25 protein-coding genes are annotated in these 26,618 nt (G+C 60.9%); 7 read left to right on the forward strand and 18 right to left on the reverse strand.

Translation table 11 applies throughout. The features are described 5' to 3' along the window. Window positions 1-3 precede the first annotated feature (3 nt). Window positions 4-1,308 (forward strand): NAD(P)/FAD-dependent oxidoreductase, encoded by a 1,305-nt coding sequence (locus V8359_RS17555; protein WP_336430405.1) that lies wholly within the window; start codon window positions 4-6, stop codon window positions 1,306-1,308. Between the two features lie 33 nt (window positions 1,309-1,341). Here the strand turns inward: V8359_RS17555 and V8359_RS17560 are convergent, their stop codons facing one another. Beyond that, window positions 1,342-1,662, reverse strand: a complete 321-nt coding sequence (locus tag V8359_RS17560) for an antibiotic biosynthesis monooxygenase family protein (RefSeq protein WP_336430406.1) — start codon at window positions 1,660-1,662, stop codon at window positions 1,342-1,344. Between the two features lie 111 nt (window positions 1,663-1,773). Here V8359_RS17560 and V8359_RS17565 point away from each other — a divergent pair, with 111 nt between their 5' ends. Then, a complete protein-coding gene (locus tag V8359_RS17565) occupies window positions 1,774-2,424 on the forward strand; it encodes a hypothetical protein (protein ID WP_336430407.1) in 651 nt (216 codons plus the stop codon). A gap of 6 nt (window positions 2,425-2,430) precedes the next feature. On the opposite strand, the gene V8359_RS17570 is transcribed toward V8359_RS17565, so the two are convergent. Both V8359_RS17570 and V8359_RS17575 read right to left on the reverse strand, forming a co-directional pair. Next, on the reverse strand, window positions 2,431-4,722 hold the full coding sequence (locus V8359_RS17570) for a glycosyl hydrolase family 28-related protein (protein WP_336430409.1): 2,292 nt from the start codon (window positions 4,720-4,722) through the stop codon (window positions 2,431-2,433). A gap of 193 nt (window positions 4,723-4,915) precedes the next feature. Further along, window positions 4,916-5,320, reverse strand: coding sequence for a DUF4864 domain-containing protein (locus tag V8359_RS17575; RefSeq protein ID WP_336430410.1), 405 nt, complete (start codon window positions 5,318-5,320; stop codon window positions 4,916-4,918). A gap of 131 nt (window positions 5,321-5,451) precedes the next feature. Between V8359_RS17575 and V8359_RS17580 the strand changes: the two genes are divergently transcribed. Continuing rightward, entirely contained in the window at window positions 5,452-5,898 is a 447-nt protein-coding gene (locus tag V8359_RS17580) for a DMT family transporter (RefSeq protein ID WP_336430411.1), read from the forward strand. A 132-nt stretch (window positions 5,899-6,030) separates the two neighbouring features. On the opposite strand, the gene V8359_RS17585 is transcribed toward V8359_RS17580, so the two are convergent. From V8359_RS17585 to proS, 5 genes are all read right to left on the reverse strand, one after another. Further along, window positions 6,031-7,008 carry an Ldh family oxidoreductase gene (locus tag V8359_RS17585; RefSeq protein ID WP_336430412.1) on the reverse strand — a complete coding sequence of 326 codons (978 nt, stop codon included), beginning with the start codon at window positions 7,006-7,008 and terminating at the stop codon, window positions 6,031-6,033. Window positions 7,009-7,027: 19 nt separating this feature from the next. Beyond that, window positions 7,028-7,711: an ABC transporter ATP-binding protein gene (locus V8359_RS17590; protein WP_336430414.1), complete on the reverse strand. Its 684-nt coding sequence runs from the start codon at window positions 7,709-7,711 to the stop codon at window positions 7,028-7,030. Beyond that, a complete protein-coding gene (locus V8359_RS17595) occupies window positions 7,704-8,993 on the reverse strand; it encodes a lipoprotein-releasing ABC transporter permease subunit (RefSeq protein ID WP_336430415.1) in 1,290 nt (429 codons plus the stop codon). Before V8359_RS17595 ends, V8359_RS17590 begins: the two co-directional genes overlap by 8 nt. A gap of 54 nt (window positions 8,994-9,047) precedes the next feature. Then, window positions 9,048-9,563: a DUF2937 family protein gene (locus V8359_RS17600; RefSeq protein WP_336430416.1), complete on the reverse strand. Its 516-nt coding sequence runs from the start codon at window positions 9,561-9,563 to the stop codon at window positions 9,048-9,050. A 102-nt stretch (window positions 9,564-9,665) separates the two neighbouring features. Next, entirely contained in the window at window positions 9,666-11,024 is a 1,359-nt protein-coding gene (gene proS, locus V8359_RS17605) for a proline--tRNA ligase (protein ID WP_336430417.1), read from the reverse strand. Between the two features lie 154 nt (window positions 11,025-11,178). Here proS and V8359_RS17610 point away from each other — a divergent pair, with 154 nt between their 5' ends. From V8359_RS17610 to V8359_RS17625, 4 genes are read left to right on the forward strand one after another with little or no spacing between them, the layout of a single operon-like run. Beyond that, window positions 11,179-12,246, forward strand: a complete 1,068-nt coding sequence (locus V8359_RS17610) for an AI-2E family transporter (RefSeq protein WP_336430418.1) — start codon at window positions 11,179-11,181, stop codon at window positions 12,244-12,246. Next, window positions 12,246-12,911 carry a chromosomal replication initiator DnaA gene (locus V8359_RS17615; RefSeq protein WP_336430419.1) on the forward strand — a complete coding sequence of 222 codons (666 nt, stop codon included), beginning with the start codon at window positions 12,246-12,248 and terminating at the stop codon, window positions 12,909-12,911. Before V8359_RS17610 ends, V8359_RS17615 begins: the two co-directional genes overlap by 1 nt. Before the next feature lie 58 nt (window positions 12,912-12,969). Continuing rightward, window positions 12,970-15,144, forward strand: coding sequence for an RNA degradosome polyphosphate kinase (locus tag V8359_RS17620; protein WP_336430420.1), 2,175 nt, complete (start codon window positions 12,970-12,972; stop codon window positions 15,142-15,144). 50 nt (window positions 15,145-15,194) lie between these two features. Further along, complete coding sequence (locus V8359_RS17625; protein ID WP_336430421.1) at window positions 15,195-16,724, forward strand: Ppx/GppA family phosphatase; 1,530 nt, start codon at window positions 15,195-15,197, stop codon at window positions 16,722-16,724. A gap of 115 nt (window positions 16,725-16,839) precedes the next feature. On the opposite strand, the gene V8359_RS17630 is transcribed toward V8359_RS17625, so the two are convergent. From V8359_RS17630 to ftsZ, 10 genes are all read right to left on the reverse strand, one after another. Beyond that, on the reverse strand, window positions 16,840-17,211 hold the full coding sequence (locus tag V8359_RS17630; protein ID WP_336430422.1) for a hypothetical protein: 372 nt from the start codon (window positions 17,209-17,211) through the stop codon (window positions 16,840-16,842). A 177-nt stretch (window positions 17,212-17,388) separates the two neighbouring features. Next, the gene (locus V8359_RS17635; RefSeq protein WP_336430423.1) at window positions 17,389-18,396 is read right to left on the reverse strand and encodes an endonuclease/exonuclease/phosphatase family protein; all 1,008 of its coding nucleotides are present in this window, start codon (window positions 18,394-18,396) and stop codon (window positions 17,389-17,391) included. Continuing rightward, complete coding sequence (locus tag V8359_RS17640) at window positions 18,377-19,075, reverse strand: molecular chaperone DjiA (RefSeq protein ID WP_336430424.1); 699 nt, start codon at window positions 19,073-19,075, stop codon at window positions 18,377-18,379. Before V8359_RS17640 ends, V8359_RS17635 begins: the two co-directional genes overlap by 20 nt. A gap of 125 nt (window positions 19,076-19,200) precedes the next feature. Further along, window positions 19,201-19,689: a GNAT family N-acetyltransferase gene (locus V8359_RS17645; protein ID WP_442970401.1), complete on the reverse strand. Its 489-nt coding sequence runs from the start codon at window positions 19,687-19,689 to the stop codon at window positions 19,201-19,203. Further along, window positions 19,686-20,297: a VOC family protein gene (locus V8359_RS17650; protein WP_336430425.1), complete on the reverse strand. Its 612-nt coding sequence runs from the start codon at window positions 20,295-20,297 to the stop codon at window positions 19,686-19,688. The genes V8359_RS17645 and V8359_RS17650 overlap by 4 nt, the downstream gene beginning before the upstream one ends. Before the next feature lie 123 nt (window positions 20,298-20,420). After that, the gene (locus V8359_RS17655; RefSeq protein ID WP_336430426.1) at window positions 20,421-20,927 is read right to left on the reverse strand and encodes an MAPEG family protein; all 507 of its coding nucleotides are present in this window, start codon (window positions 20,925-20,927) and stop codon (window positions 20,421-20,423) included. A gap of 3 nt (window positions 20,928-20,930) precedes the next feature. Next, the gene (gene recN, locus V8359_RS17660; RefSeq protein WP_336430427.1) at window positions 20,931-22,580 is read right to left on the reverse strand and encodes a DNA repair protein RecN; all 1,650 of its coding nucleotides are present in this window, start codon (window positions 22,578-22,580) and stop codon (window positions 20,931-20,933) included. A 40-nt stretch (window positions 22,581-22,620) separates the two neighbouring features. Then, window positions 22,621-23,472 (reverse strand): outer membrane protein assembly factor BamD, encoded by an 852-nt coding sequence (locus tag V8359_RS17665; RefSeq protein ID WP_336430428.1) that lies wholly within the window; start codon window positions 23,470-23,472, stop codon window positions 22,621-22,623. Window positions 23,473-23,695: 223 nt separating this feature from the next. Then, window positions 23,696-24,616 carry a UDP-3-O-acyl-N-acetylglucosamine deacetylase gene (lpxC, locus tag V8359_RS17670; protein WP_336430429.1) on the reverse strand — a complete coding sequence of 307 codons (921 nt, stop codon included), beginning with the start codon at window positions 24,614-24,616 and terminating at the stop codon, window positions 23,696-23,698. A gap of 231 nt (window positions 24,617-24,847) precedes the next feature. After that, window positions 24,848-26,500: a cell division protein FtsZ gene (gene ftsZ, locus V8359_RS17675; RefSeq protein ID WP_336430430.1), complete on the reverse strand. Its 1,653-nt coding sequence runs from the start codon at window positions 26,498-26,500 to the stop codon at window positions 24,848-24,850. Window positions 26,501-26,618 lie beyond the last annotated feature (118 nt).

Here is a 26,618-nt window from a genome sequence, read left to right on the forward strand (position 1 = left end):
CCGATGAACCTTCTGCACGCCAATGATCGCCCCGGCGAATACCCCCAAAGCTGGTATGCCGCCACGGCCGACGCGCTCGCCCCTTTCGACGTGTTGCGCGGCGAAACGCGCGCCGATGTCTGTGTCGTCGGAGCCGGGTTCACCGGGCTTTCGGCGGCGCTGCACCTGGCCGAGGCCGGTCTCGACGTGGTGCTGCTCGAGGCGCAGCGCGTGGGCTTTGGGGCGTCGGGCCGCAATGGCGGTCAACTCGGAAGCGGTCAACGGCAGGACCAGCACAGCCTTGAAAAGATGGTGGGCAAAGAGGACGCGGCGAAATACTGGACCCTTGCCGAGGATGCCAAGAACCTCGTCAAGTCGCTCGTGTCACGTCACAAGATCGACTGTCACCTCAAGCCGGGGGTCGCCCATGCCTGCTTCTCCGCCGCCGAAATGGAGGAGGAACACACCGACGCGCGCCACCTGCGGGAAGCCTACGGGTATGACCAGATCGAGACGCTGGACCGCGACACCTTTCGCGCGCTCTGCCCGTCCCCCGCCTATCACGGCGGCACGCTCGACATGGGGGCGGCCCATCTTCACCCGCTGCGCTTCGCGCTTGGACTGGCCCGGGCCGCTCGCGACGCTGGCGTGCGGATATATGAGCGCGCCGAGGTCCATGACATTGCCGAAGGCGTGCCCGCCACCCTGCGCACCGCACAAGGACAGGTTAGCGCGGATCATGTGATCCTAGCCTGCAACGGGTATCTGGGCGGTCTGAACCGCGCCGTCGCCGCGCGGGTCATGCCGATCAACAACTTCATCCTCGCCACCGAACCTCTGGGCGATGACGCGGCCCGCGTGCTGACCCGGGACGTGGCAGTGGCCGACACGAAATTCGTCGTGAACTATTTCCGCCTCAGCCATGATAAGCGCCTGCTTTTCGGTGGCGGCGAAAGTTATGGCTACAAGTTCCCGCGCGATATCAAGGCGACGGTGATGAAGCCCATGCTGGAGATTTATCCGCATCTGCGCGATGTGCAGGTCGACTACACGTGGGGCGGCACCCTTGCCATCACCATGAAGCGCCTGCCCTATCTCGCCCGGCTTGGCCCCAACATGCTCAGCGCGTCTGGCTATTCCGGTCACGGCGTCGGCACGGCAACCCATGCCGGGCGTCTTATGGCCGATGCGGTGCGGGGTGAAGCATCGGGTTTCGAGACGATGTCGCGCCTGCCGGTCACGCGCTTTCCGGGGGGATCGGCCCTGCGGTCGCCCCTGCTGGTGCTCGCCATGAGCTGGTATGCGATGCGCGACCGCCTCGGCGTCTGAGCCCGGGCGCGTTCGGGGCTCCCCGTCGCCGCGTCAGTCGAAGGTTCCGACCACGTCATACATCACCGGCTCAAAGCTGCGGCACATCGCGTGAATATCGCGATTGCGGCGTCGCATTTCGTCGCTGCGCAACATCGCCTGAAAATCCTCGCGACGTTCCCATTGCGAATAATTGGCGATCCGGGTCTGGGCATCGTTCACATGAAGCCCCGCAGCGACAAAGCCCGGCTGCTTGGAGATGAAGTTTCTATAGGCATCGGTCAGCGCCTCAAGCAGATCCTGACAGGTTCCGGGCGTCATCTCGAACGTGGTGATGACCGTCTGATGGGTCGGAGATGCGGTGATCTTTGGCATGGTCTGGCTCCCTTTTGCGCCAAGCCTAACAGCAAGCCGCGCACGGACAAACTCCTCTTCCTTTAACCTTGCGTTTACCAATTTTAACGACAGTCCTGGCAGGACGGTGCCATGCTGCGACTGCTGCTCATTTGGATATGCCTTGCCGGCCATGCTCAGGCCGGGGCGTGGCCACGGGATGTAGGTGACGGCTTCCTGTCCTTTTCCACCATCACGAAAGAGCCACGAAGCCTGAGCGATCCGATGATCTTATCCTCGCTTTATGCCGAATACGGGCTTCACCCCGGCCTCACCCTTGGTCTCGATGCCGGCTATGACGATCTGGGGCAATACAAGGCCATCCTTTTCGTCACCCTCCCGATAGATGCGATGGGCGACAGGACAAAACTTGCCTTCGAGTTTGGCGCAGGCGCTGTGAACAACCGCTTCGTGCTGCGCCCCGGCCTCTCGATCGGGCGGGGTGTCACACTCTGGCAGAATCCGGGATGGCTTGCGCTCGACACCCGCGCCGAGATTAGACCCGACACGGGAGATGTCCTGCTTGCCTCGGACATCACTCTGGGGGTGTCGCCGTGGGAAAAATCGAAGATCATATTTCAGATTCAGGCAGGTGGCACATTCGAAAGCCCGCCCTGGATCCGATTCGCTCCGAGCTTCGTTCACGAGATAAAGCCCGGCCGCCACCTCGAAATCGGGGGGACGGCCGGCCTGCAAAACGCCGAAAGCTTCGGCTTCAAGATCGGCTTCTGGCGCGAATTCTGACCAAGGTCACGGAAGGTCGTCCATCCGGACCCGCAGTGACACGGTGCCACGCACCGCCGTTTCCCAACGCAAGCGAATGCGGTCACGGTTGGCCCCTTGCTTGGCCTGATAATAGGGCGACGCGAACACCACCGCCCCCGCGCCGGAGATAAGCGGCCCTGCTGGCAACACCGTCTCGACGGTTTGCGGCCACCCGTTGAACGGAAGCCTGTCAGTGAGGCTGATCGTCCAGTCATCCGAGGCGCTCGTCTGTTCGTATTCCATGCTCAGCGGGCTTGCGACCGGATTCTGGATATTGTTGAAGGTGTTACCGGTGAAATTCACCCCCCTGAACCGATTGTGGTCAAGTTCGGCAAAGGTGGTATCCACGAAATCCGCACGCTCGATCGGGTCATCAATGATCCGAAACGAATTGTTGGTCACGTTGAGACCGTTCAGGTAATGCCCCGCGCCATGCGGCTTGACCACGAGAAAGTTGAACCACGGCGCGACGTTACCGGCAAGGAACACGTTGCCCGAAATATTGAGCGCACTGAACGAGAATTCACTCGAAAATTCCGGCGCGCTGTCATGTTCGTTCGCCCATTCAATGAAACAGTTGTCGATATAGTTCGACGTGATCGTCGACCGCGAGTTGGTCCGCGTCAACACAAGGCCGGCGGTGCGCCCCGAATCATTCGATGTATCCCCCTGAAACCAGTGGTTGCCCGTCACGATATTGCTCGACCCGGCAAGAACGGCGAAGTGGCGGAAATGCGTGATCCGGTTGCCCCGCAATTTCACGTCATTCGCGTTGGCATTGAGCGCGATTGACGACCGGTTCAGCGCGAGCAACGGGCTTTCATTGGACAGAAACTGACACCGGTCCACGATCATCCCCTGATCGCCCTTGAAATACGACGAGATGCCGCGATCCAGCGGGCGCGAGATAAAGCAGTCGCGAAACTGAAAACTTGTCGCCGTGCCCGGCAGCATCACACCGCTGCAATCCCCCGAGCATTGAAACTCGATATTGACCAGAGCGAATTTGCTAAGCTTCTCAAACCCGCTGAAATCCAGAAGATATTTGAAGCGCCGGAAGGTGAATGTCTGCGTGCCTGCGGCATCATAAAGCTGCTGGCTAAGGGTGACCTCCTGCGCGCCAACATCGACCGCGGCGACATACACCTCCCGGCCAACGCCATTGCCCTCGACCAAAGCGCCTATAGGGATATTCGCCACGTTGCTCACATTGGTGAGTTTCAGACTGTTCGAGGGCGAATACGTGCCCTGTGACGTCTCGACCTGCGTGGCCCAGTCGCCGCCTCCGAACGCGCCAAGCTGACCATTCTTGATATACAGGCGCTGCGAATAGTTGTTCTTATTGTGCACCGCCGCCTGCATGTCCACGGGCTCGGACAAGGTTACCAAGCGCCCGCAAAGATCAAGCGACTCGTGTCCCGAGTTGTTCAGAAGCGCCTGAAAAGCCTTGCGAAACGCCAGTTCCTCGTCTCCGAACGCATCGATATAGGCCTTTAGGTTGTAATTTTCCGTCAGCGACAGAATTTTGTCCACGTCCATCGTGACCGTGCCTTCAAACCGCACCCGCGATTGAAACGTGACGCTATCAGCCAGCCGATAAACGCCTGCGGGAACCAGAACGTCACGCCCGTTTGCAGCGGCGTCGGCGGCCTCGAACGCGGCGTGATCGTCGGTCACACCATCGCCGATCGCACCATAATCGCGCACATCCACCCAATCCATGCTCTGTGCAAAGAAGACCGAGGTGACATCCTCGATCTGAATATCATCCACGCGGATGACGCCGCCATTCGGCCCGGTGATGTCGATGCCGAAATGGCCATAGAGCGCGTTGCGCCCCCAAACCATGTCTACGCCGCTGCGATTTCCGGCACCGACGATGGCGCTGATCTCGACCACTTCACCATAGTTTTGAAGGGGTGTCTCAGGGCCCTGTTCGACCACGCCCGAAATATGCGTCCCACCGGCTCCGCCCGCCCATGCGGCAATGCGCACCGTGGGAAAGTTGCCCGAGATCACTTTGACCCGCGCCACCACCCGCAAATAACATCCCGGCAGAATGGGCGTTTCACCCATGTAACGAAGCCGTTGCGTGGTTTGCGTTTTCTGAAGCTCGAGCGCGCCGCCAAAATCCTGATCGGCGGCCACAATGCCCGCATTGGTCGCGCCCTGATACGTGTCCGATCCCGGCGTTCCATCGCCGCTCGACCAAACGTCGAGGCCGCCTGCGAAGGTAGGCGGCATGAAGACCACGCCATCGGTAATTGCCTTGTTCATCCAATTCCCTTTCCGCGTCCCCGGCTGCGCGGACCACTCAGGGTGCCCTCGCCACGGAACAGCATTCGTTTCGCCAGCCCGGGCTACGGCCCCGGTGACGAAGGGAATTATCAATCATGGGTTAACGGTCTCGGGCCATACCGTGACGGTGGTCGCCTCGATCACGCGGCTCGCAAGGGCCGGCAAGACCGGATCAGGCGGTGCCGTCCTGCGCCGGTTTCATCCGCACACCGTTGATTTTCCAACCGCCATCGCCCTCAATCATATCGTATTCCAGGATATGCAGGCGACCATCCCTATCCCGGATCATGACGTCCTGAACCAAGCTGTCGCCCCTCGGCTCCACGCCGAGAAAACGCACGTCGTCGGGACGCCACACCATCGGATAGCCGCGCTGCACCATCTGACCGAACTTCTCGGATGTGCCGAAAATCCGTTGGATCAGCGGGCTGGCATGGGTAAAGGCCTGGTCGAAATCATCGGCCTGAAACGCAGTGATCTGTGCGGTGATCACAGACTGAATGTCATCCTCCTGAGCGTGGGCCGCGGGGACGAGACCGCTCATCAATAGAGTGGCTGCTGCAAAAATCATACGCATGAAACCCATCCTCCTGAGAAAAGAGAATAGCGCGCCTCTATCGGGGGTCAAATTCCATCCCTTCACCGCACTGGTGCCCGGCGCACTTACATGCAACTCTCGCGCCAAACTGACAACTACGGAGGGCACCCATGCCCCAGACCAGCCTTTATGCTCTCATCATGCTTCTTGCCGGGATCGGCATCCCGATCCTTGCCGGCCTCAATGCCGCATTGGGCACGCGGCTCGGCTCTCCCGCCGCCGCCGCGGCCATCCTTTTCGTGATCGCTTTCGTCCTGACGATGATCGTGCTGACGGTTCTGGGCAATCCCGCGACATTGGCCAACGTGACGTCGGCGCCCAAGCATCTGTTTTTCGCCGGTTTCTTCGTCGCCTTCTACGTCCTGTCGATCACTTACGTGGCACCGCATTTCGGTGTCGGAAATGCGGTATTCTTCGTTCTTTTGGGACAATTGATCAGTGCTGCGGCCATCGACCATTTCGGCCTCTTCGGCGCACAAGTCTCCCCGCTATCGATGACACGGATGGGGGGCATCGCCCTCATGGCCGCCGGGGTTTTTGTCACGCAACAGGTCTGATCTCGCGAACGGTCAGTTAACCTGCGCAAAAGACACTACACCGCGCACCGACGCGATACCGATGTGAATACCGACGTTCCGTTCGGCGCGTTAAGAATCAGGATTAACCCATGTAAAACGGTGGGTTGGCGGTCAACTCGCAAGCTGCTGCAACTGCGCCCAAACGGGCTCTTCCAATTGCACCGGATCCTGCTCTTCCTTGCCCTGTCCAGGCATCCGCGCCCCTTCGTCAAGCGCGACACCCGCCGTGATCTGTGCAAGGCGGCCGGCGAATTCGCTTGATGTGGACGGATCAATCAAAAGGTAGAACTGACCCAGATCGTGCGGCGCGCCCTCGGGTGCTTTCAAAGGGTTCACATCACGGCTTACCACCCCGCCGGTCATGCCTGCCGCCAGAATCTCGACCATGAGGCCAAGCCCCCATCCCTTGTAGCCCCCCATGCTGACAAGCGAACCTTTGAGCGCCGCCTCCGGGTCGGTCGTGGGCTTGCCCTCGGCATCAACCGCCCAGCCTTCGGGAATACGCTCGCCTGCTGCCTTGGCCATGGTGATCTTGCCAAGCGCCACGGTCGTGGTCGACTGATCAAACTGCATCGCCACGCCGCCGTCGTCACCAGGCACGGAAAAGGCAAAGGGGTTCGTTCCGATCACCCGCGTCTTGCCGCCGGGCGGGGCCACGATGGGTGACGCGTTGGTCATGCCCAAACCGATCATACCGGCCTGCGCGATCTGACGCGTGAAATATCCCAGCGACGTGCAGGTATGCGCATGCCCCACGGCAAGGCTTGCCACGCCGCACTCCCGCGCGGCCGCAAGCGCGGGCTCAAGCCCCCGGGCAAAGGCAGGTTGCGCAAATCCGAACTTGGCATCGACTTTGACGGTGCCGGGGCGGGGGCGTGACACCTCCGGCTCCACAGTGCCCTTGACCCGGCCAGAGTTCAGCTGAAGGCAATAGCTCTCAAGATAGTAAAGACCGCAGATCCGGTTCCCCACCGCCTCGGCACGGGCAATCGTGTCGGCCACATGCGCCGCCACCCAAGGGGCCGCACCGTGGTTCTCAAGCGCCCTTTGCGACAGACGTTCAATCTCGGACAGGGATACTTCGGGCATAATGTCTCTCCTATAAATGTCAGTCGGGCACAACAGCCCCTGCCTCAAGCCGCACAACGCGGTCCATACGCGCCGCAAGCTCAAGGTTATGGGTGGCAATCAACGCCGAAAGCCCGGTTTCCCGCACCAGTTCCATAAGCCTGTCAAACACCCTGTCGGATGTGGCGGGATCAAGGTTTCCCGTCGGCTCATCAGCCAGAAGAAGCTTGGGCCCGTTGGCCAAGGCCCGACAGAATGCCACGCGCTGCTGCTCTCCGCCTGACATGGCCGAGGGGCGATGCGCGGCGCGGTCTTCAATACCAACATGCGACAGAAGTTCGCGCGCCCGCGCCTCGGCCTCGCGGCGTGGCGTGGCATTGGCCAGTTGCGGCAGAACGACGTTTTCCAAAGCGCTGAATTCAGGAAGCAGATGGTGAAACTGATAGACGAAACCGACCTCGCGCCGCCTTGCCACGGTCCGCCGTCGATCGCCAAGGCCGGTCATGTCCACACCGTCGATCTCGACCTTGCCCGTATCCGCGGTGTCCAGAAGCCCGGCGATATGCAGCAGCGTGGATTTACCGGCACCCGAGGGTGCGACCAAGGCCACGATTTCCCCGCGCCCAAGGCTCAGCCCCGCGTCATCAAGCACCGTCACCTGATTTTCCCGGTCCTTGTTATAGGTCTTGGAAATGCCCGAAAGGGTCAGCACCGCATCACTCATAGCGCAACGCCTCAACCGGGTTCATCCGGGCCGCGCGCCGCGCCGGAAAGATCGTGACGATGAAACTCAGGCCAAGGGACAGCCCCACCGCCGACATCACATCCCAAAACTCGAGCCTTGCAGGCAGGTAGTAGATGCCGCGAATGGCTGGATCCCAAGCCTCACCTCCGGTCGCCCCGTTAACCAGCGCGAAGATCGGATCGATATAGATGGCAAAGAGGCAGCCCAGAATGACCCCCGCCACCGTCCCGATGATACCCGTGAACGCGCCACACACGAAGAATATCCGCAGAATCGAGCTTTCAGTGAGGCCCATCGTGCGCAGGATACCGATATCGCGCCCCTTGTTCTTGACGAGCATGATCAGGCCGCTGGTAATGTTCATCGCGGCGATCAGCACGAGGATCGACAGGATCACGAACATCACCCGGTCCTCGATATCGAGCGCATCAAGAAACCCCTTGCTCGCATCGCGCCATGTCCACAAAAGAGCGCGCTCTCCCGCAGCGGCAATCAACTCGTCGGTCAGTGCATCCACGTGATCGGGCTCAGCCACCATTACCTCAAGCTCGTCCGCCCGCCCCTCGCGGTTGAAGAACGATTGCGCCTCGGCAAACGGCATGTAGACGCGCACCTTGTCGATGTCATAGCGCCCCGCCGAGAAAATATAGCTTACATCATAACTCTTGACCCGCGGACTCGATCCAAGGGGGGTCTTGACTCCCCCGGGCAGGATGATCTTGACCGTATCGCCAAGCGCGACACCCAACTCGCGGGCCACGCCGCTTCCGATGGCGATCCCCTGATCGAAATTGTCGATATCACCCGTGGCCGTGGCGGGGTCCGCGATACGCGGGATCGTCTTGAGGTTTTCTTCGGTGATACCAAAAACCTCGACGCCCGCGTTGCGGTTGCGCGCATTCGCCAGAAGCTGACCGCGGACAAGCGGCGCGACCCGTGTCACACCGTCGACCTCGCGGATGCGGGCCGCCATTTCCTCGTAATTCTCGAGCGTCCGGTCGATCCGGCCGGTCTGCGGGTCCGCATGGCCCGCGCTGTAGACGGTCACATGCGCGTTCGCACCCAGGATCGTGTCCACGAATTCGGCGCGAAAGCCCGAGCGCACGGCCAACGTCACGATCAGCGCGAACACTGCCAGTGTGATGCCCACAAGGCTGATCCACGTCATGACGCTTACGCCGCCTTCGGCACGCTTGGCGCGAAGATAGCGCCACGCGATCATCCACTCGAACGGGGCGAAGGGGGCCGGTGTGCCTGCCATGTCAACTTTCCGAATTCCGGTTCGCGCGCAACCTGCTGCGTGGGCCTCACAGGGTCAAGCCTTGTTCGCTATGGCGCGCGGCTTTCGACGCAGGAAAATCAGGCGCACAAGCGCCCAAACCGCCGCGATCCCACCAAGCCCGGCAAGAAATCCGGTTCCGCCGAAAACCGCCCCCTCAAACGTCAGCGGCATCGCAGGCTTGTAATCGGCCCATGCCGCCCTCGCGATCTCGGGGTCACTGAACCGCGCGGCGTGGTAAGCTCTTGTAAACGGTCCCGCAGACCTGACCGTGGCAAGATCGGCTCGCAGGCGGTCAAAGCGGATCAGCGTTCCGCGCAGTGTCTCGGCGCGTGCCGTGCCCATGGCGCCGCCCTGTTCCAGATCGGTCAACGCCTCCTCACGGCTAAGGTTCAGCTTGGCCGCGTCCGCATCGAACTCCGCAACAAAGCGGTCAAGCTCGTCCACGGCACCGCCAAGACGCTGCACATATTGCTGCGAATACTCGGGGAATTGCGAAAACGCCGCCGCCCCCGTCAACCCGGCCACCAGACCGAGCACCCTGCCCAACATGTGCCCTGCCCTTTATTGGTCCACTCCGCGCCATCATATTTATGGCTCGGATTTTTTCAAATCCCGTCGCGCACGGAGTGGCGGAAAACAGCCCCTTTCGGCTTAGACCCCCTTGCCCGGAAGGTCGACCTCGGCAAAGATCGCGGCGATCTTTTCGATGGTATCCTCGGGCGAAAGTTCCTCGTTTTCCCCGCTGCGGCGGCTGGTCAGTTCCACCACCCCGTTTTTAAGGCCGCGCGGGCCCACGGTGATGCGCCACGGTATCCCGATCAGGTCCATCGTCGCAAACTTGCCGCCCGCCCGCTCATCACGGTCGTCATAAAGCGGCTCAAGCCCCAACGCAGTAAGCGCAGAATAAAGCGCCTCGCATGCGCTATCGGTCTCGCTATCGCCTTGCTTGAGGTTGACGATCCCGACATGGAAAGGCGCTACGGCCTCGGGCCAGATAATGCCCTTATCGTCGTGACTGGCCTCGATGATCGCACCGGCCAGACGGCTTACGCCAATGCCGTGGCTGCCCATATGCACGGCGACCGGCTTGCCATCAGGGCCTTGCACCGTGGCGCCCATCGGCTCTGAATACTTGGTTCCAAAGTAGAAAATCTGCCCCACCTCAATGCCACGCGCCACGCGGCGGCGGTCTTCGGGGATCTGATCGAAGGCCTGTTCATCATGCGTTTCGTCGGTTCGTGCATAGCGGCTCGTGAATTCTTCCAGAACCGCCTGACAGGCCGCGCGGTCATCATAGTCTATCTCGCGGTCGCCGAATTTCAGGTCCGTGATTTCCTTGTCATAGAACACCTCGGATTCGCCGGTTTCCGCCAAAACGAGAAACTCATGAGTGTCGTCCCCCCCGATCGGGCCACTGTCGGCACGCATCGGGATCGCCTGAAGCCCCATGCGCTCATAGGTGCGCAGATAGCTGACAAGGTGACGGTTATAGGCGTGTAGCGCGTCTTCCTTGGTCAGGTCGAAATTATAACCGTCCTTCATATAAAATTCGCGGCCGCGCATCACGCCAAAGCGTGGCCTGATCTCATCCCGGAACTTCCATTGAATATGATACAGCGTCATGGGCAGATCTTTATAACTTCCCACATGCGCTCGGAAAATATCCGTAATCAGTTCCTCGTTCGTCGGCCCGTAAAGCAGGTCGCGCCCCTGCCGGTCGGTGATCCTGAGCATCTCTTCGCCATAATCGTCATAGCGCCCGCTCTCGCGCCAGAGATCGGCGGATTGCAAAGTCGGCATGAGCATCGGAATATGACCCGCGCGGCGTTGCTCTTCGTGCACGATATTCTCGATGTTTCTCAGCACCTTGAACCCCAAGGGAAGCCAAGAATAGATACCTGCCCCTGCCTGTTTGATCATTCCGGCGCGCAGCATCAGCCGGTGGCTTGCAATCTGCGCCTCCGAGGGGGTTTCTTTGAGAACGGGCAGAAAATAGCGGCTCAGGCGCATGGACGAACCTTTCGGCATGGTGTCATATGAACATCTCCGCGCACGTCTAAGACAAAGATCGCGCACAGGCAAGCGCGCGCCGGCGCGAGGAAACCCCTTGAAACGTGGAGCGCGATAGGCAATCTCTGTGCGACCGCGCGGAAAGGAACATGCCGTGGCCCTGCCAGTCAGAACACAGTTAACATACTGGAGCATCGCCGCGGCGGGGTTCTTTGTTATCTTGTGGTTCCTCGGGGATGTGATCCTGCCGTTTGTTCTGGGCGGGGCGATTGCCTATTTCCTCGATCCTGTGGCCGACAGGCTTGAACGCCTTGGCCTGTCCCGCGCATTAGCTGTGGCAACTATAACTCTGATTGCGCTCGTCATTTTTATACTTATGGCGCTTCTTGTGGTGCCCACGCTGATCAATCAGGCCGTCGCATTGTTTGACACGGCCCCGCAACTGACCAGTGATCTGCAGAAATTTCTGACCCGGACATTTCCGCAATTGGGCGATACCGACTCAACCCTACGCAAATCGCTTCTGGTTGTCGGCGAAACGATTCAGGCCAAGGGCGGTCAGCTTCTCGAAACCGCGATCGGGTCGGTCTCGTCCCTGATCAACTTGGTTCTGCTTTTCGTGATTGTTCCCGTCGTGGCCTTTTACCTGTTGTATGATTGGGACAACATGATGGTCGCGGTCGATGATCTTTTGCCCCGTGATCATGCCCCCACGATCCGCCACCTTGCGCATCAAATAGATTTGACACTGGCCGGGTTCATCCGCGGGATGGGCACCGTGTGCGTGATCCTCGGCACCTACTATGCCGTGGCGCTCATGACCGTGGGCTTGCAGTTCGGCCTTGTCGTCGGCGCCTTTGCGGGGCTGATCACCTTCATTCCTTATGTCGGCGCCCTCTTGGGTGGCGTGTTGGCGATTGGGCTGGCTCTGTTTCAATTCTGGGGGGATTGGCTTTCCATTGGTCTTGTCGCTGGAATTTTCGTTGTAGGTCAGGTAATTGAGGGTAACTTTCTCACCCCAAAACTGGTTGGTAATTCGGTCGGGTTGCACCCTGTCTGGCTTCTTTTCGCCCTGTCGGTTTTCGGCGCTCTCTTCGGGTTCGTCGGGATGCTCGTCGCCGTTCCGGTTGCGGCAGCACTCGGCGTTTTGGCCCGCTTTGCTTTCCATCAATACAAGCATAGCCTGCTTTACAGGGGCGTTTCGGAGCAGGACAACACCTGATGCCCAAGCAGCTAAGCTTTGACCTGCCGGCCCGACCGGCGATGGGGCGCGACGCGTTCTTCGTCTCGAGTTCCAATGCCAATGCTGTCGCGATGATCGAAAGCTGGGCGTCATGGCCCGCCCGCAAGCTCATCCTGCGTGGACCCGAAGGCGCGGGCAAAACCCACCTCGCGCATGTCTGGGCAGCACTGTCCGGCGCCCGGATCGTGACCGCGTCCGAGATTGAGACCGCAGACATACCCGACCTCGCCCGAACGCCCGTCGCGGTCGAGGATATCTGGCAGATTGCGGGACAACCCGATGCGGAGCGCGCACTCTTTCACTTGCATAATCTGGTTCTCGCCGAGGGGCATTCGCTTCTTTTCACCACACGCGACGCGGTGCCGCTGGCCGGGATCGGTCTGCCGGATCTGGCAAGCAGACTGGAAGGCACGCCCGAAGTCAGGATCGAAGCGCCGGACGATGCTTTACTTGCATCCGTTCTAATGAAACTATTTTCTGACAGACAGTTACGGCCCACACCCGAGACGATACCTTACCTTGTTCCAAGGATTTCCCGCAGTTTCTCGGCGCTTCCGGCGCTCGTTCAACAGCTAGACGAGATGTCACTGGCGACGGGCCGACCGATCAATCGCAAGCTCGCGGCGCAAGCTCTGGACAATTGACGGCGACAGGGCCAGACTCTGTCACTGAACTGTTGCAAAGGCGTCCTATAGCCCGCTCATGACACAAGCAGATTTCCTTAAATCCGATTTTGCCCCCGCACAGGATGTCGTCGGCCTCGATCTTGCTGGACCGGGCCGTTTTTTCAATCGAGAACTAAGCTGGCTTGGCTTCAACTGGCGCGTGCTCGAAGAGGCGCAGAACACCAAAATCCCGCTCCTTGAACGGCTGCGGTTTCTCTCGATCTCGGCCACCAACCTCGATGAATTCTACAATGTCCGCGTGGCCGGGCTGCGCGAGTTGGCCCGCGCGGGCAACACGATGCCCGCCGCAGATGGGCTTACGCCCGCGGAACAACTTGTCCTGATCAACGAGAATGCGCGAAAGCTACTGTCAAGCCAGCAGGAGACGTATCAGAGTTTGCGTCTGGAGTTAGAAAAGGAAAACATACTGATACTGGACAGAAGTGATCTTGATGACGACGATCGAAGCTATCTTGACGAGATTTTCCTGCACAAGGTGTTTCCGGTTCTGTCGCCATTGGCCATTGATCCAGCCCATCCGTTTCCGTTTATTCCCAATCTCGGGTTCTCCCTCGCACTTCAGCTCGAACGGCGCGCAGACAAACGCACGCTTCAGGCGCTGCTGCCTATCCCGCAACAAATCGCCCGCTTCGTGCCGTTGGCCGCCCGCGATGGCGCTGTGCGCGTCCTGCCGCTCGAGGAGCTTCTGCTCGAGCATCTGGGTAGCTTGTTTCCCGGCTATGCTTACAAGGGGCATTGCGCATTTCGTGTGTTGCGCGACAGCGATCTTGAGGTCGAGGAAGAGGCCGAAGACCTGGTCCGCGAGTTCGAAGTTGCATTGAAACGACGGCGACGCGGTGAAGTCGTCCGCATGAAGATATCTGCGGAAGCACCTGAAAACCTTCGTGAACTGGTGATGGCCGAGCTTCACGTCATTCCCGATGAGGTTGTTGAGGTGGACGGTCTTCTGGGGCTTGCAGATCTCAAGGAACTGGTGCTGGACAATCGGCCCGATCTGCTTTGGCCGCCCTTCACGCCTCGCGTCCCCGAGCGGGTGCAGGATCACGACGGAGATATGTTCGCGGCGATCCGTCAGAAGGACATGCTTCTTCACCACCCCTACGAGACCTTTGACATGGTCATCCGGTTTCTGGCTCAGGCCGCGCGGGATCCCGATGTCGTGGCGATCAAGCAAACGCTATACCGAACATCCAACGACTCTCCCATCGTGAGCGCCTTGTGCGAGGCCGCCGAAAACGGCAAATCCGTCACCGCTTTGGTCGAGCTCAAGGCGCGGTTCGACGAGGCCGCCAACATCCGGCAATCGCGGCGGTTGGAGCGGGCCGGGGCGCATGTGGTATACGGTTTTCTAAACCTCAAAACCCACGCGAAGATCAGCACCGTTGTGCGCCGGGAAGGTGACAGCCTCGTCACCTATACGCATTATGGGACGGGCAATTACCATCCCATCACAGCGCGCGTCTATACGGACCTCTCCTTCTTCACCTGTGATGCGACCCTTGGCCGGGATGCAACCAAGGTTTTCAATTACTTGTCGGGATATGCTCAACCAGAAAAACTTCAGAATCTCGCAATTTCACCGCTGACTCTCAAGCCACGGTTGCTTGAGATGATTGCCGCCGAGGCCGAGCACGCAAGGGCCGGGAAACGCGCCGAGATCTGGGCCAAGATGAATTCGCTTATTGAGCCGGATGTCATCGACGCGCTCTATGCAGCGAGCGAGGCCGGTGTGAAGATCAGCCTCGTGGTGCGGGGCATTTGCGGCCTGAGGCCCGGCGTGAAGGGCTTGTCGGAAAATATCCGCGTCAAATCCATTGTAGGCCGTTTTCTCGAGCATTCGCGCATCGTCTGTTTTGGCAACGGGCACGGGCTTCCGCACAAGAAAGCGCGGGTTTTCATCAGCTCGGCCGACTGGATGGGCCGCAACCTGAACCGGCGGGTCGAAACCTTGGTTGAGATCCAAAATGCCACCGTCAAGGCCCAAATCGTGAGCCAGGTGATGGCTGCGAACATGGCCGATGTCGCCCAAAGCTGGGTCATGGCACCGGACGGAAGCTTTACCCGTGAATTGCCAGCCGAGGGCGAATTTACCTTTAATTGCCATAGGTTCTTCATGGAAAACCCATCGCTCTCGGGCCGCGGATCGGCCGGGGCGGCGGATGTGCCGAAACTAACTCATACCGAAGATTGACCACCCAAGTCCGCTGACGCATAAGGGGGCGAGCTGCTCTTGGGAACCTTATGACTCAGCGCCAAACCGCCTCCAATCCCCCATTCGGACGTCCCCTTTTCGACAAGCCTTCGGCCCGTGCGCTACGCAGGGTCGGAGTCGTTGATGTCGGCTCGAACTCGGTCCGTTTGGTGGTGTTCGATGGGGCCGCGCGGTCACCTGCGTATTTCTTCAATGAAAAGATCATGTGCGCCCTTGGGGCGGGCATGTCGGAGACTGGCCACCTTAATCCGGAAGGACGAAAAAGAGCACTCAATGCATTGAAAAGGTTCAAGGTTCTTGCCGAGCGCATGGACACGGGCCCGTTGACCATCGTGGCCACTGCCGCCGTGCGACAGGCCAAGGACGGACAGGCGTTCTGTGACGAAGTGATGGCCCAGACCGGCCAGAAAATCTGGGTGATCGATGGGCAAGAGGAAGCGCGGCTATCGGCGCAAGGGGTGCTTCTTGGGTGGCCCGGCTCTTATGGTCTTGTCTGTGATATCGGCGGATCATCCATGGAACTGGCCGAGATCAAAGGCGGCAAGGTCGGGCGCAGGGTGACGTCAGAACTTGGCCCTCTCAAGACCCGCGACATCAAGGGCGGTAAAAGGGAGAGAATTAAATATATCAAGCGTGTAGTGTCCGATCTTCATGAATACATGGGAGACCAGAACGATCGGCTTTTCCTTGTTGGGGGATCGTGGCGTGCGATTGCGCGGATCGACATGGAACGGCTCGGATACCCGCTGCACGTGCTGCACGAATACCGCATGAACGCCAAGGCGGTTCGCGAAACCGCCAAGTTCATTGCCGCGCATGACCCCGACGAACTCAGGCAGCGCTGTGGTGTGTCAGCGTCGCGTATGGCGCTGGTGCCCAATGCCATCGAGGTTCTGAAGGAGGTGGTGCGCAAGTTTCGCCCCCGGGATATCGCGATCTCGAGCTATGGCATCCGCGAGGGGATGCTGTATGAACAGATGCCCCAGCGGCTCAAGGATCGGGATCCGCTGATCGAGGCGTGCCGCTATGCCGAACATAAGGACGCGCGCGTGCCGGGCTTTGGCAAGGTGGTCTACACGTTTATACAGCCATTGGTTAAGAATTGGCGACCAGAGCGGCGACGCCTGATCAAGGCGGCCTGCCTGTTGCATGACGTAAGCTGGCGGGCGCATCCAGACTATCGCGCCGAGGTGTGTTTCGACAATGCGACTCGCGCCAATCTGGGCGGCCTCAAGCATTCCGAGAGGGTGTTTCTCGCGCTCGCCCTGATGTACCGCTATTCGAGCAAGCACGACAATGCGCGCTTTGCGCCGCTTCTTGAACTGATCGACGCGAAGGCGCGGCACGAGGCCGAAATTCTTGGCAAGGCCATGCGCTTTGCCGCGATGCTATGGCTGGAGAAAGATGCCGAACCGGGCGAAATGCGGTGGTATCCCAAGAAGAAAATTCTTGAACTCAGACTGTCGAACGCGGCCAAAGACCTGTTCGGAGAGGTCGCGCAATCGCGCTTTGACTCTCTGGCCAAGACATTGGAAGCCGACACGAAGATTATCGCGTAACCAGTTGCATAACTTTACGTTTTTCGCGGAAATGTAGCGCGGCGTCCGATCATTGCGCGCGCTTCGCTTTTCGCTGATATCTCAGGATAAAGGCGAACCCTTCAATGAATCAGCGTTAGATTTCTATCTCTTCATCCTCGTGCGGGATGGCCATCTCGACGGGTGTCTTCTTGCGGATGATAATATCACCGTTGGGGAGCATCTCTGGCGGGTGGTAGTTCGAAATATCCTCGATCTGGCCGAGGATATCGGCCAGCGCGGGCCCCATCTCGGCCACGAATGCGCGCATCCCCGGTTCAAGATCGCGGGCCAGATCGCGCAGTTCCTGCATCGCCGGGGCCATCTCCTGAGCCAAACCTTCGAAGAGCATGCGCGCGCCCTCCTCCATGAGAGAGAGCCCGTCCTTGGCCTCATCATCCTGAGCGAAAGCAGGCGTGGAAAGCCCAATCGCGAGGGCAGTTGCTGTGGCGGCGATGAAACGTCTCATGTCATGCATATAGGAGCGATACGGGACATTTGAAGGTTACGCGGCGCAATTGAGCACGATCACAGGTTAACGGCCTTATATGACAGGAATTCGACGTCGGTAGTTACGTCGGCATACACGTCGGTATCACGTCGGTGCATCGGGACGGTGCGTTAGGGCGTAAACGCACCGCGCAATTCAAAGGTCGATGTCGAGCGTGACCGGGAAGTGATCGGACGCGGTGATCAGCGCATCGCACAGATCGGGCACCTTCCAGCAATCGGGGTCGTCAAACGGATGCCAGATGCGCCAGCTTGGCCCTCGGGCGGCAAGATCGGGCGAGACCATGATGTAATCCAGTAGAGCCTGCATATACCGCTTGGTGTCAGACAGATAGAAGCGCGACGTCGTGTGGATCGGCGCAAGTTTGCGCGTGAGGGCATCATGGGCGTGTGGCTCAATCAGGCGTTGGACGCCTTCGCCCATCACGATTTCAATCGAGGATCGTCCGAAAAGATGTTCATATTCATCAAGGCCGGGACCGTCATTGAGATCCCCCATCACGATCAGCGGTTCGCGGCGTTCAAGATGGTCCACGACCCGGCGGCGCAGCCAGATTGCCTGAGCCAACTGCTTGCGCCGATTGGCGATGCTGATGCGCATCGCGGCTTTTTCGGTGGTGGCACCATGCGGCATCTTGGACTTGAGATGCGCCCCGATCATGCGAAACTCGGTTCCGGACGCGCTGCGCGCAGCCAATTCCAGCGGCGGCTTTGAGAATTGCACCACGTCCTCGGTCGCGTCGACGTCGAGGTCAATGCGGAACACCCCGTCAAAGCGCGGTGCAGCACCCGTGGCCTCGCCGCGTGGATCATGCGTGAGCGTGAGCACGTCTGGATCGTAGAGCGCGGCGATTTCCTGTTGGGTTTCGTTTTCGAAGCCCATGACAGCGCAGCGGGTGCGCAGACCCATCTTGGCCGCGAACCCTTCGAGCGCGCGCACGGACGAGCGGTGACGGCTTTGATCGGGGGCCTCGATGATCATGATCGCGTCGGCATTGAGCGCGGTCAGCACGATGCCAATTGCGGTGATCTGCTCGGCACGGGTGACTTTGTAACGCGCCGACCACTCCGCATCTTCGAGCAACTGCCCGTCATCGTCAAAAAGCCCGTTGAACCATTCGATGTTATACGTCGCGATCCGCATTGGCGTGGTCCTCACTGATCTCTTCCCACGCGCGGTTGATGTCGACCATTCGCTTTTCCGCCAGCTTGATCGCCTCTTCGGGGACGCCGCGGGCAAGCATCTTGTCGGGATGGGTGTCGCGCACCTGCCGCCGCCAAGCGCGTCGAACCTCGTCGTAGGAGGCATCGGGAGAAACCCCAAGCACGGCGTAGGGATCGCTCGGGGCGCCCTGAACGAAACGTGCGCGGATGGCGCGAAAATCCGCATCGGGAAGCTCGAGGATTTCGGCCACACGCTCAAGAAACAGTGCCTCGTTCGGATGATAGACACCATCGGCCATAGCGATGTGAAAGAGCCCTTCCATCAGGTCGCAAAGCGCCGCGCGTTCCCCATCGAACATATCGCGGATACGGACGGCATATTCCTCGAAACCGGCGACGTCCTGACGGGCGAGATTGAAGACGCGGGCCGCCCCCGCCTCGTCGGCGCGGGCGATCTGAAACACTTCGCGGAAGGCCGTCACCTCGTTGCGGGTCACAAGGCCGTCGGCCTTGGCCATCTTGGCCGAGAGCGCGATCACGGCAATGGTGAAAGCCACGCTTCGTTCCGGGGGGGCGCGCAGGCGGTCAAAGACAGCCGTGAGGCTTTCGCCAGCGGCGAGCGCGGAAATCGCGTCGGAAATGCGGGACCACAGGGACATAGGGCCAGCCTAAACTGTTTCGGCGCGATTCTGGATCAGCAAATCGTCGCGCCCTCGGGGTTCGGCGCGCGATAGAGGTATTCGCAACAAATGGAAAGGCCCACGGGGTGTTGGCCCCGCATGGATCAGAGCAGACGGTGCAGGATGACGAGGTTCATGAAGCGACCGAACTTGTGCCCCGCCTCGGGCAGAAACCCCGCGCGCGCAAAGCCCATGCGTTCGTGAAAGGCGATGGCGCCGGGGTTTTCGGCGCTGACGCAGGCCACGAGGACGTGGCCGCCGGCGTTGCGCGCGTGATCCATCATCGCCTCCATCAGGGCGCGGCCCGTCCCCTGCCCGCGCGCCCGGTCGTGCAGGATGATCGTGTGTTCGAGCGTGTGGGCATATCCGGTGCCGGGGCGGAACTGCGTGTAGGTGGCAAAGCCCAGAAGGCCGCGCCCGTCTTCGGCCAGCAGAAAAGCCCGACCGGCGCTGGTGCGGGTGTGGATATCGGCGGCGAGGGCATCCACGGATTTTTCGGCGGCGTTGAACGTGACCGACGTGTCGCGGATAAGCGGATTCCAAAGCAAGGCGAGCGCAGTGGCATCCTCCGGGATGGCGGGCCGCAGGATCATCCCAGGTGGCGCGGGCCGGAGGGTGTTTCGAAGGTGGCGCGCAGGCCGGGCGCGCCGACTTCGTAGCGCAGAGCCCCCTCGTCGAGAAGGGGGGCCAACCGGGCGGATATCTGTGGTGCGTGCGGATGCGAGATCACCAACTCGGACAGGCAGCATCCGCTTTCGGGCAGGCGCGCGGCGGGGTGCAGATCACCGTCCCATGCCATGATCGCCGGGTGGCAGTTGTCGAAAGGCAATATCCCGGTTTCCGGCACCGCCATCCGCCAGCGCAAATCGCCACGCCGAAGTTCCACCGGGTTGCCCGCGCCGGGCAAGTGTTCAAGATCAGAGAGAAGGGCATCCGAACGGCATATCCAGTTGCCGATGCGGGGTGGCCCGGAAAATCGGTCGAGATCGAACCAACGGGGCCGGGCCGCACCTGTTGCGCCAGGGTTGATGGCGATCACCTCAAGGTAGAGACCGTCGGCGAGGCCAAGAAGCAGGTTATGCGTGCCGAAATGCGCGTGCTCGCCACCCGGCGCAAGCGAGACGCCAAGCGCATCTTCGACCCATCCCCGCCCCTCATCGAGGGTTTCACAGGCAACGGCGATGTGATCAAGAGCTAGCATGGCGATGGTCCTGTGTTGCGTTTTCGTCGGAGCTGCGTCTGCCGCGCCCCAGTGTGAGGATGGGCAAATCCACAGGGCTTGGCAATGCTGCGTCTTGTGCGGATCACCCCGTCCGCGATCACCTCAGCCGGCAAATCCCGCAAGCGCACCGAGCGCCCAGAGCGCAACAAGCACGGTGGGATAAAAGCTTGCTGCGAAGCCAAAAGCCCGCAGCGGTGGCGAGATGTGATAGCCCACCCAGAACACAAGCCGGGCCACAGCAAAGCCCAGTCCGAGCGCCATGATCACCCCCGGCCCCTGTCCGCCCAGCAGCACCGCCGCCGCGGGCCAGATCGCGAGGGCGAGCACAAGTTGCTCGGTCGTGTTGGTGAGGACACGCTGATCAAGGGCGGCGGGGTGGCCGGGCGGGATTGGCCCGCCGTCAATCAGCGCGTCGTCAAAGAAGCGCCGCTGCGCCAGACGCCCGATCACAGCAAGCAGGACAAGACCCGGCGCAAGAAACGCTGTCATGATCACCGGCATCAGGGTGAATACCGGCAGGGTCAAATGCCAGCCTCCGATCCAGAGGAGAAGCACGGCCCAGAGCCCCCCACCCGCCATGCCGATCGCGATTGTCCTGCGTTTATCCATCAATCAGCCCGCCATGAGGGACGTGGCCGCGGCGCGGGCCTCGTCGGTGATCCGGTCGCCAGACAGCATGCGCGCGATTTCATCCACACGCTCGGCCTTGGCAAGGGGGACGACACGGGACAGGGTTTCATCGTCGCGTGTTTCCTTTTCGACCCGCCAGTGATGATCTGCCAGTGCCGCGACCTGTGGCGAATGCGTGACGACAAGCACCTGCCCCGACTCGGCCAGCGATGCGAGCCTGCGGCCCACCGCATCGGCGGTCGCACCACCGACACCGCGGTCGATTTCATCGAAGATGAGCGTGAGGCCCGAGGCCTCGCCGACGAGACAGACCTTGAGTGCGAGCAGAAAGCGGCTGAGTTCGCCGCCCGACGCGATCCGGTTCAGGGGGCCGGCGGGCGCGCCGGGGTTCGTGGCCACTTCGAATGTGACTTCATCGGTGCCTGTCGGACCGGGTTCGGCGGGCGTGATCCGGGTGGTGAAGACCGCGCGCTCCATCCTGAGCGGTGCGAGTTCCTCGGTGACGGCGCGGTCCAGGCGGGACGCGGCCTCGATCCGGGCGTCTCTGAGGCGGGTGGCGGCGGTGTCATAGTCGGCCTCAGCAGTGTTTAGGGCGGCGCGCATATCCGCCACATGCCCATCGCCCGCATCGAGCGCGGCAAGCCGGGTGCGCAAGTCTTCGGCAAAGCCGCCAAGATCATCGGGCGCGACGCCATGTTTGCGGGCCAGCGCGCGAATGGCGAAAAGGCGCTCTTCGGTCTCCTCAAGCTCGTGCGGATCGAAGGCAAGCGCATCAAGGCAGGCGGCGACACCACGGGCCGCCTCGTCAAGCTCGACCATGGCACGCCCGATGGCCGCCATAGGCTCATCGAGTTGGCCCTCGGCCGCGTCGGCCGCCCCCTCAAGCCAGCGCAGCGCATCGCCCGAAGCGCCCTCGGCGCCCTCGTGGCCAAGAGCCGTTGCCGCGCGCCCGATATCTTCGCGAATCTTCTCGGCCCCCTGCATGAGGCGGCGGCGTGTGTCGAGCGCCTCGTCCTCTCCCGGTTGCGGATCAAGCGCATCAAGCTCGGCCACCGCGTGACGCAGGAAATCTTCCTCGGCGCGCATCGCGTCAAGATCGGCCTGAGCTTTGGCAAGGGCTTTGGCCGCGGCGCTTCGTGCGCTCCAAGCGGTGCGAAGATCGGAAAGCAGGGGGTCAAACCCGCCATAGGCGTCAAGCAGGGCACGGTGGCCGCGCGGGTTCAGCAGGCCCCGGTCGTCATGCTGTCCGTGCAGTTCAATGAGCGTGTCGGACAATTGTCGCAACACCTCGCCCGAGCAGCGGCGGTCATTGACCCACGCGGTCTTGCGCCCGTCGCGGGTGTTCACGCGGCGCAGGATGAGCGTATCGTCATCAGGCAGGCCAGCCTCTTGCAGGATGGCACGGGCGGGGTGATCCTTTGGTAGGTCGAACTCGGCCAGCACTTCGCCCTGATCGGCACCTTGGCGCACGAGTTCGGCCCGACCGCGCCAGCCCAGCACGAAACCGAGGGAATCGAGCAAGATCGACTTGCCCGCGCCGGTTTCGCCGGTCAACACATTGAGACCGGCGCGAAACTCAAGCTCGAGCCGGTCGATAATGAGCATGTCGCGTATGTCGAGACTACGCAGCATTGGCCAACCCCGTAAGGCGGGGCCTAGCCCGCCACCCTTGTCAGAGCCATTGGCCCTTGATCATCTGGCGATAAACCTTGCGCAACCAATTGTCGCCCGCCGGTTCCGGGCGCAGGCCACGGGCCGTAAGAAGCGCATAGCTATCTTCATACCATTCGGTCGCGCGGAAATTATAGCCGAGGATCGCCGCCGCTGTCTGCGCCTCGTTGTTGAGACCCAGCGAAAGATAGGCCTCGACCAATCGGTGCAGCGCTTCTGGAGTGTGCGAGGTGGTTTGGAAATCCTCGACCACGACCCGGAAGCGGTTGATGGCGGCGGTGAAATGATCGCGGCGCAGGTAGTAGCGGCCGACCTCCATTTCCTTGGACGCGAGATGATCGAAGGCGAGGTCGAACTTGAGGATGGACGACCGGGCGTATTCGCTGTCGGGATAGATTTCGATCACCTTACGCAGCTCTTGCAGGGCGAGGAACGTGAGCCCCTGATCGCGGCCAACTTCGTCGATCTGGTCATAATAGCTGAGCGCGAGGAGATACTGCGCGTAGGCCGCATCTTCGTCTGTCGGATAGAAATCTATATAGCGTTGCGCCGCGGCGCGGCTTGCCTCGTAGTCCTTTTCCAGATGGTAGGAATAGGCCTGCATGATGACCGCGCGCTTGGTCAGTTCGGAATAGGGATAGAGACGTTCGACCTCGGCAAAGCTCTGGGCCGCGAGTTCGAAATTGTTCGACGCCAGATCATATTCGGCGCGTTCGAAAATCTGTTGCGCGGTGTAGTTCTCGTAATCCAGTTCACCGCGCTCGACGCGACCGCGCACGCTGTTGCAACTGGCGAGGAATGCAACGAGCACAAGACCCCCGATCATCTTTGCCCGGAACGTGCCGACTGTCATTCTGGATGCGCCCCCAACTCACGTCACTTGCGGGTGTTTACCGCATAGATCATCCCGGTGCTAGCACAGAAATCCGCGGGGCAAAACGGGTTTGGCGCATTTTCGCACCATCGGCGCGAGATCACGGGGCCACGCCGCTTTCGCGGGCGGAAAAGCACGTCTTTTCAACGAGAAGTTTGGATCGATAGGGATGCCGTCACGGGCGCGTCGCGGGCCCTGCCCTTCAGGCGACTGCGGGAATTTCGCCCCAATGCACGCCCGCGCCGGGAAGCCGGGCGGCAAGGCGCGCGTCACACTCAACCCATTCGACCGCACCGGGCGTTGCAAAGAGTGTGCGCAGAAGTTCGTTGGTGAGAGCGTGACCGGCACGCGATCCTTCGTAATGGCCCAGAAGCGGCGCCCCGGCCAAGGCCAAGTCGCCAAGGGCGTCGAGCATCTTGTGGCGCACAGCCTCGTCGGCGTGGCGCAGGCCACCGGGACTGAGAACCTTGTCGCCGTCCACCACAACGGCGTTGTCGAGCGTGCCACCGCGTGCCAGCCCATTGGCCAGCATCGCGTCGATGTCGGCCTTGCGACAGAAGGTTCGGCTGTCGCTCAGTTCGCGCACGAAGCTTCCGTTCGACATGTTGAGCCGCTTTTTCTGAATTCCGATGGCCGCGTCTTTGAAGTCAATGTCGAAATCAATGAGTAGCGTATCATGAGGCGAGAGGCGGGTCCGTGCCTCACCGCGGGTGACTTCCACCGGTTTGAGCACGCGCAGGACACGGGCGGGCACGTTCAGCTCAGTCAGGCCGACGGACAAGATACCGCGCACGAAGGACACCGAACTTCCGTCGAGAATAGGCACTTCGGGGCCATCCACCGTCACCAGGGCGTTATGTATACCACACCCCATGAGCGCGGCCATCACATGCTCGACCGTGGAGACGGTCATGCCATGGGCGTTTTCAAGCCGGGTGCAAAGCGGGGTTTGGATCACGTGATCCCAGCGGGCCGGAATATCGGCCTGTTCAGCGGCCACATCGACACGACGGAAAAGAATGCCCGCATTCGCGGCGGCGGGCCGGATGACCACACGCGCCGGGGCGCCGGAATGCAATCCGACCCCTTCAAATGCCACGTCCTGTCCGATCGTTGTCTGCAAGTTGCCTCCGGTTGGCACTTCGGCTTGTCGCCCATTTATATGAGTAGGGCGGGTGTAGAGGGCCGGTCCGCAACGCTCAACTCAATCTTTGCAACGAAGTGAAACATGTGCCTGCACCATGGTGGCAAGATTTTGCCGATCAGGCCCGAGCCCAGCCTCAAAGGCCATTGCAATAACAGAAAAGACCGCCCGAAGGCGGCCTTTTAAAAGATGTAACCATTTGATTTCAGGTCAGTTCGCCTGACGACGCAAGAAGGCAGGGATTTCGATCTGCTCATCCTGTTCAGGCTCGGGTTCGACCGGCGCGGGCTGTGCCTGACGGGCCTGAAGTGTGGGCTGATGACGCTGCGTCCGCTGGGTCTCCTGTTCGCTCGAGTGTCCGGTCATCCGGTTCAGGAGCGAATTGATTCCGAAACGCGGGCGCTCGGACTGGTGCTCCTCGGCGGGGGGCTGGGCCTCCTGCTGGGCGGGCTGAGGGGCTTGCTGAGCGGCGCGTTCCTGCTGCTGACCCGGCGCGCGACCAACGGCGGCATGCAGGCGAGCCATCGCCTCGGGCGACGGTGTGCCGGCCGCGGGGGCCTTGGGCGCGACGAAGGCCTCAAGCTCGGGCTCGGGGGTGTGCTCGGGTTCCGGCGCGGGTTGATATGCCGGGGGCGGAAGGTCGTTTGTGCTATCCTGACCGGCTGTATCGTTGCCGAAGATGTCTTCCATCTGATCCTCTGCGGCGGCGCGCTCGGCCTCAAAGCCACCAAAGAGCGAGGGCTCCTCGGCCCGTGCCGCGACTTGCTCGGGCATGGGGTCGGCTTCGGGTGCGGGAGTTTCGGCCACAGCGGCGTCGTCGTGCGACTCAAACGAGGTCGTGGTAGCCAGAGGTTCGGCCAATGAACGGCGCGGCACGGGGATATCAGACTTCTCGGTCGAGACGTCGATGCCGGTGGCGACGACGCTGACGCGCATGGCGCCTTCCATGGAGGCATCAAGGGTCGAGCCCACGATGATATTGGCTTCGGCGTCCACTTCCTCGCGGATGCGGTTGGCGGCCTCGTCAAGTTCGAACAGCGTCAGGTCATGCCCACCGGTGATGTTGATCAGCACGCCGCGCGCGCCCTTGAGGCTGATTTCGTCGAGCAGCGGGTTGGCGATCGCCTTTTCGGCGGCCTGAACTGCGCGATCTTCGCCCGCGTCCTCGCCTGTGCCCATCATCGCCTTGCCCATTTCGTCCATCACGGCGCGGACATCTGCGAAATCGAGATTGATCAGGCCCGGACGGACCATCAGGTCAGTCACACCTTTGACGCCCTGATAGAGCACGTCATCGGCCATCGAAAACGCCTCGGTGAAGGTCGTTTTTTCGTTGGCGAGGCGGAAGAGGTTCTGGTTGGGAATGATGATCAGGGTATCGACCACCTTTTGCAGGCTTTCAACACCGTCTTCGGCCTGTTTCATCCGCTTGCCGCCCTCGAATTGGAAGGGCTTCGTGACGACGCCGACGGTCAGAACGCCAAGTTCACGCGCCGCCTGTGCGATGATCGGGGCCGCACCGGTGCCGGTGCCACCGCCCATACCGGCGGTGATGAAGCACATATGCGCGCCCGCAAGATGATCGACGATCTGTTCGATGCTTTCCTCGGCAGCGGCGGCGCCGATCGCGGCCTTGGCCCCTGCGCCCAACCCTTCGGTCACCTTCACGCCAAGCTGAATGCGGCTTTCGGCATTCGACTGGCTCAGCGCCTGTGCGTCGGTGTTGGCGACGACGAAGTCAACGCCATCGAGTTCCTTTTCGATCATGTTGTTGACGGCATTGCCGCCTGCCCCGCCGACACCAAAGACGGTGATACGGGGTTTGAGTTCTTCACGACCGGGCACGGTAAGATTCAATGTCATCGCTCTGTCCGCCTGATGTTGCGCCCGCTACCGGGCCGTTTTTCTGCCTATTGGCACCAATATTAACGACAGCACGCCGCAGCGTCACCTAAAAACTGCCGAAAAAACACAAAATATA

The sequence above is a fragment of the Roseovarius sp. E0-M6 genome, assembly GCF_037083845.1.
Taxonomy (GTDB): Bacteria; Pseudomonadota; Alphaproteobacteria; order Rhodobacterales; family Rhodobacteraceae; genus Roseovarius.

Bases quoted from the DNA above. Each gene is read 5' to 3' on its own strand.
- V8359_RS17630 (WP_336430422.1), bottom strand. From the start codon at position 17,211: ATGAGACGTTTCATCGCCGCCACAGCAACTGCCCTCGCGATTGGGCTT.
- proS (WP_336430417.1), bottom strand. From the start codon at position 11,024: ATGCGCCTGAGCCGCTATTTTCTGCCCGTTCTCAAAGAAACCCCCTCG.
- V8359_RS17570 (WP_336430409.1), bottom strand. From the start codon at position 4,722: ATGAACAAGGCAATTACCGATGGCGTGGTCTTCATGCCGCCTACCTTC.
- V8359_RS17655 (WP_336430426.1), bottom strand. From the start codon at position 20,927: ATGGATAAACGCAGGACAATCGCGATCGGCATGGCGGGTGGGGGGCTC.
- V8359_RS17560 (WP_336430406.1), bottom strand. From the start codon at position 1,662: ATGCCAAAGATCACCGCATCTCCGACCCATCAGACGGTCATCACCACG.
- V8359_RS17625 (WP_336430421.1), top strand. From the start codon at position 15,195: ATGACTCAGCGCCAAACCGCCTCCAATCCCCCATTCGGACGTCCCCTT.
- V8359_RS17640 (WP_336430424.1), bottom strand. From the start codon at position 19,075: ATGTCCCTGTGGTCCCGCATTTCCGACGCGATTTCCGCGCTCGCCGCT.
- V8359_RS17645 (WP_442970401.1), bottom strand. From the start codon at position 19,689: ATGATCCTGCGGCCCGCCATCCCGGAGGATGCCACTGCGCTCGCCTTG.
- V8359_RS17565 (WP_336430407.1), top strand. From the start codon at position 1,774: ATGCTGCGACTGCTGCTCATTTGGATATGCCTTGCCGGCCATGCTCAG.
- V8359_RS17575 (WP_336430410.1), bottom strand. From the start codon at position 5,320: ATGCGTATGATTTTTGCAGCAGCCACTCTATTGATGAGCGGTCTCGTC.
- ftsZ (WP_336430430.1), bottom strand. From the start codon at position 26,500: ATGACATTGAATCTTACCGTGCCCGGTCGTGAAGAACTCAAACCCCGT.
- V8359_RS17595 (WP_336430415.1), bottom strand. From the start codon at position 8,993: ATGGCAGGCACACCGGCCCCCTTCGCCCCGTTCGAGTGGATGATCGCG.
- V8359_RS17585 (WP_336430412.1), bottom strand. From the start codon at position 7,008: ATGCCCGAAGTATCCCTGTCCGAGATTGAACGTCTGTCGCAAAGGGCG.
- V8359_RS17635 (WP_336430423.1), bottom strand. From the start codon at position 18,396: ATGCGGATCGCGACGTATAACATCGAATGGTTCAACGGGCTTTTTGAC.
- V8359_RS17620 (WP_336430420.1), top strand. From the start codon at position 12,970: ATGACACAAGCAGATTTCCTTAAATCCGATTTTGCCCCCGCACAGGAT.
- V8359_RS17615 (WP_336430419.1), top strand. From the start codon at position 12,246: ATGCCCAAGCAGCTAAGCTTTGACCTGCCGGCCCGACCGGCGATGGGG.
- V8359_RS17665 (WP_336430428.1), bottom strand. From the start codon at position 23,472: ATGACAGTCGGCACGTTCCGGGCAAAGATGATCGGGGGTCTTGTGCTC.
- V8359_RS17590 (WP_336430414.1), bottom strand. From the start codon at position 7,711: ATGAGTGATGCGGTGCTGACCCTTTCGGGCATTTCCAAGACCTATAAC.
- V8359_RS17600 (WP_336430416.1), bottom strand. From the start codon at position 9,563: ATGTTGGGCAGGGTGCTCGGTCTGGTGGCCGGGTTGACGGGGGCGGCG.
- V8359_RS17650 (WP_336430425.1), bottom strand. From the start codon at position 20,297: ATGCTAGCTCTTGATCACATCGCCGTTGCCTGTGAAACCCTCGATGAG.
- recN (WP_336430427.1), bottom strand. From the start codon at position 22,580: ATGCTGCGTAGTCTCGACATACGCGACATGCTCATTATCGACCGGCTC.
- V8359_RS17580 (WP_336430411.1), top strand. From the start codon at position 5,452: ATGCCCCAGACCAGCCTTTATGCTCTCATCATGCTTCTTGCCGGGATC.
- V8359_RS17555 (WP_336430405.1), top strand. From the start codon at position 4: ATGAACCTTCTGCACGCCAATGATCGCCCCGGCGAATACCCCCAAAGC.